At 68.4% G+C, this 376-nt stretch carries 1 protein-coding gene; it reads left to right on the top strand.

What is annotated here, in order from left to right; genetic code table 11:
• Nucleotides 1-37: 37 nt before the first annotated feature.
• The coding region (locus ID132_RS13825) for an arsenic resistance protein (RefSeq protein WP_459562452.1) at nt 38-376 on the top strand (339 nt) is incomplete at its 3' end.

The raw sequence follows: 376 nt of genomic DNA, 5'->3' as shown, positions 1-376 counted from the left end.
CTGGCTCGGCCTCGACACCCAAGGCCTGGAGATCTCGGTGTGGCAGATCGCATTGAACGTCCTCGTGTTCCTCGGCGTCCCGCTGATCGCCGGGTTCGCATCCCGGTTCATCGGCGAACGCCGCAAGGGCCGCGAATGGTACGAGGAGCAGTTCCTTCCCCGGGTCGGGCCGTGGGCGCTGTACGGGCTGCTGTTCACCATCGTGCTGCTATTCGCGCTGCAGGGTCAGGCGGTCACCCAGAACCCGCTCGACGTGGCCCGGATCGCGCTGCCGCTGCTGGTCTACTTCGGCCTCATGTGGTTCGCCGGGCTCCTGCTCGGCAAGACCCTCGGGCTCGGGTACGCCCGGTCGACGACGCTGGCGTTCACCGCGGCG

Origin of the sequence: Gulosibacter sediminis, from assembly GCF_014904065.1 — a bacterium.
Lineage (GTDB): Bacteria > Actinomycetota > Actinomycetes > Actinomycetales > Microbacteriaceae > Gulosibacter > Gulosibacter sediminis.
Note: the sequence above shows the minus strand (reverse complement) of the source record. Positions and strands in the feature narration are given on the sequence as shown.